General features: G+C 43.8%; 3 protein-coding genes. All 3 read left to right on the top strand.

Annotated elements, in window-relative coordinates; all coding sequences use genetic code 11:
- Nucleotides 1–1,829: transglutaminase domain-containing protein (locus QVP40_RS02950; protein ID WP_288200286.1), on the top strand; the 1,829-nt coding region annotated here is incomplete at its 5' end.
- A 54-nt stretch (nucleotides 1,830–1,883) separates the two neighbouring features.
- Entirely contained in the window at nucleotides 1,884–2,615 is a 732-nt protein-coding gene (gene nagB, locus QVP40_RS02945; protein ID WP_022067013.1) for a glucosamine-6-phosphate deaminase, read from the top strand.
- Nucleotides 2,616–2,728: 113 nt separating this feature from the next.
- A complete protein-coding gene (locus tag QVP40_RS02940; RefSeq protein WP_022067012.1) occupies nucleotides 2,729–4,210 on the top strand; it encodes an aminotransferase class I/II-fold pyridoxal phosphate-dependent enzyme in 1,482 nt (493 codons plus the stop codon).
- The last annotated feature ends 17 nt before the right edge of the window (nucleotides 4,211–4,227 follow it).

Here is a 4,227-nt window from a genome sequence, read left to right as displayed (position 1 = left end):
CTCTTCCGATCCTGAATAAGGGATGGTTTACAAATGCCTCTTCAAGAGCAATGATGGTTCATTCCCGCTGGTTTGATCCGGCTTCTTCTGATGAGGAAACCATTGGAAAAGACGGAATGGTGACAATGCTCAATGAGCTTTCACGGTATGCAGAGGTCACAGAATTTACAGTGGAAGTATGCGATAAAGACGGCGAACCGGTTCAGGGCGCAGAGATATCCTTCCAGGTTCTGAACTATGCGGAATTATCTCCTGTTGCAGAGGGAGTTACTGACAAAGCCGGAAAATGCAGGTTCACAACCGGTCTGGGAAGTCTGGCCGTACAGGTTTCCTGTGGGGAATTCTGTGAATGTGTATTTGCTGATACAAGAGAACAAAAAGAAATCAAAGTTACTCTTGGAGAAAATTCCAGACAGGAAAACATCTGGAAAGAAATTGACATGATCGCTCCGGTGGATACTCCGGTAAATACAGATATGCCTACGCCGGAACAGACGGCAGAGGGAAATATCCGACTGGAAAAAGCGTCTGCAAAGAGAATAGCAAAGACAGAAAACCGGGTAAATCCTGAATGTGAAAAATTCCTTCAGAATGTGTCTGAGTCAGACTGCGAGGAAAGTACTCTGAGAGCAGAGCTTCTTGAAACACTTACAGAAAAAGACAGAACAGACTGTGTGGCAGAGGTTCTGGAAGAGCATCTTGCTTACGCGGCGCCTTATGAGGAAAATATGGAACATTCTGTTTTTGTAAAGTATGTTCTGAATCCAAGAGTGGATGATGAGGTTCTGATGAAATACAGAGCCGCTGTGGAAGCAGAGTTTTCTGAGGAAGAAAAAGCCGGTTTCCGGGAAGATCCTGCAGCAATCTGGACCGCTGTTGACAAAAAGATCATTTCTCTTCCGGATAAGGAAAGAGCAAGTGTGATCACCACACCTTCCGGATGCCTGAAAATGGGAGTGGGAAGTACTCTCTCAAAGAAAATTCTTTTTGTTGCCATTGCAAGAACCCTGGGTATTCCGGCAAGACTGAATCCGGAAGACCGTTCCATGGAATACAGAAAAGACGGAAGATTTGTTCCTGTCCTTCCGGAGGCAGAAAAGAGCTGCAGCCTTGTACTGAAGTCAGGGGATGGAACTGTATGGAAATATTTCCAGAACTGGACAATGGGCAGACTGGAAAATGGAAAATATGTTTCCCTTCGTCTGGGAGGTCTTACATGGCAGGATGATCTTCTGAATGCAGAGCTGGAGCCGGGAGAGTACAGAATCATTACCTCCAATCGTCTGCCAAACGGAAATATGTTTGCTTATGTATATTATTTTTCAATGGCAGCAGGAGAAAAGAAAGAAATTTCACTTGTCCTCAGACAGGCAGATCTGGAGGATATGCTTGAAAATATTGAACTTCCTGAATTTGAACTGCGTAAGGATGAAGCCGGCACAGAAAAAGTAAAGGCGTCTGAGCTTACTGCGGAAGGAAAGCATATTCTTATGTTCCTGGAAGAAAGCAGAGAGCCTACAGAACATATTCTCAATGAAATGATGGAACAGCCGGAAGCTTTCCGGAAAATCTGCTCCGGTATTATCTTTGTGGTGCAGAGTGAGTCAGCGCTTCAGGATCCCACAATGAAAAAGGCGCTTGCCATGTTCCCGGAAATTCAGGTTTATTATGACTGCTTTGCAGACCACATTGAGCTTCTTGGAAGAAGAATGTATGTGGATCATGAAAAACTTCCGCTTATTATTGTAACATCCGGAAAAATGAATGGAATTTTTGCCACAAGCGGTTATAATGTAGGTACAGGAGATATGCTTCTCAGACTGATGTAGAAGCTGTCCTGAACATATCAATTATTTTATCCTAAGAAAAGGGGGATTTTTGAAATGAAATTTTATTGCGGAGAAGACTACAAGGCAATGAGCCGCATTGCAGCAAACATTATTTCCGCACAGATCATTATGAAGCCGGACTGTGTTCTGGGACTGGCTACAGGATCTTCACCGGAAGGAACATATGCTCAGCTTGTAGAATGGTACAAAAAAGGAGATCTGGATTTCTCTCAGGTTACAAGCGTAAACCTTGACGAGTACAGAGGACTTTCCGGAGATAATGACCAGAGCTATCGTTACTTTATGAACACTCATCTGTTCGATCATGTAAATATTGATAAGAGCAGAACCTTTGTGCCAAACGGACTGGAGCCGGACAGCGAGAAAGCATGCCGCGAGTATGACGCTGTTGTAGAAGCTACAGGCGGCGTTGACCTTCAGCTTCTTGGAATCGGACATAACGGACATATCGGTTTTAACGAGCCTGCAAAAGAATTCTGCAAAAATACTCAGTGCGTGGATCTGACAGAGAGCACCATTGAGGCAAACAAGAGATTCTTTGAGAAAGAAGAGGACGTTCCCCGTCAGGCTTACACCATGGGAATCGGAACCATTATGCGCGCAAAGAAAATCCTTCTTGTGGCATCCGGCGAAGGCAAGGCAGACATTATTGCAAAAGCATTTACAGGCCCGATCACACCTGAGGTTCCTGCTTCTATCCTTCAGCTTCACAATGATGTGACAGTTGTATGCGATAAAGCTGCAATGAGCAAGATTAAATTATAAATATTTCATAAAAATTATAAAGAAAGAACTGGCATGATGACATCTGTCTGAAGGTAGAGTATAATGGGAACACTTATTACTTTACTGAATCTGCTGTAAAGAAAGGGAGATCAATGGACAGATTATATAAAAAACTGGAAGCGTATGGGAAATCAGATTTCTATCCATTCCACATGCCGGGACATAAGAGAAATCCCCTGTCTGTGGCAGGGGATTTTTCTGTACAACAGGATATTACGGAGATCAACGGATTTGATAATCTTCATCATCCGGAAACAATTTTAAAGGAAGCACAGGAAAACGCCGCCCGGCTCTATCAGGTACAGGAGAGTTTTTTCTGTATCAATGGAAGCACCGGGGCAATTCTGGCAGCCGTATCTGCTGCTGTAAAAAAAGGCGGACATATTCTGATCGCAAGGAACTGTCACAAAGCAGTTTATCATGCAGCTTATCTTCGTGATCTGAAGGTTTCCTATATTTATCCACATGAGGATGCAGAACTGGGGATAAACGGAGGAATTTCTCCGCAGCGTGTGGAAAGATGCCTTGATGAAAATCCGGATATCGAAGCAGTCCTTCTGACCTCACCTACCTATGATGGAATTGTATCTGATATAAAAACAATTGCAGAGATTACTCACAGTCATAATATTCCTCTGATCGTAGATGAAGCCCATGGAGCGCATTTTTGTTTTTCTGATTATTTTCCTGTGTCGGCAGCAGAGCTTGGGGCGGATATTGTGATCCACAGTCTGCATAAAACCCTGCCTTCCATGACTCAGACAGCTCTTCTTCACAGGTGCAGTGAAAGGGTGGACAGAAATCTTCTGGTAAGATTTCTGGGAATCTATCAGACCAGCAGCCCATCCTATGTTCTTATGGCTTCTATGGATGCCTGTATGTACAAAATAGAACAGGATGGACAGAGGATGTTTGCGGAATATACTGAGAATCTGGAAAGAGCCAGGAAGCGGCTCCGAAAAGGCTCCTGTATCCGGCTTGTGGAGCCGGGAGATCCGGCTATGAATGTATTTGATGCAGACAGATCAAAAATCATCCTTTCTACAGTACACAGTACCATGAACGGAAGACAGCTTGCAGAAGTTCTGAGGCAGGACTTCCATCTGGAAATAGAAATGGAAGCAGAAAATTATGTGATTGCCCTGACTTCTGTGGGCGATACGGAAGAAGGATTTGACAGACTGTGCAGAGCTGTTGAAGAAATTGACAGCCGGGACTCGTTAAAATACAGTGAGGAAGCTGTTAAAAAAGAAAGGTGCCGATGTGCGGAGCTGAATTCCCTTATGAGAATTTCATGCGCTATGGATGCTTTAAGTGAAAGATGTACTCTGGAAGAAAGCATTGGAAGAATATCGGTGGAGTTTGCGTACCTTTATCCTCCGGGAATCCCTCTTGTTGTACCCGGGGAGCAGATTACCGGACTCCTGATAAAAAATATGAAAAGATATCTGGAGCAGGGACTGGAGCTCCAGGGGCTCAGTGATATGTCAGACAGTACGATTCTTGTTCTTGCCAGAGATACAAGAGAGATCGTACCAAAAAAATCTGAGGGAAAGGTTAAAATACAGGAATAATGGGAAAGATTTTTTAT

This window comes from Blautia sp. CAG:257 (assembly GCF_000433815.1).
GTDB lineage: Bacteria > Bacillota > Clostridia > Lachnospirales > Lachnospiraceae > Blautia_A > Blautia_A caecimuris.
This window is presented reverse-complemented; position numbering and strand designations above follow the sequence as displayed.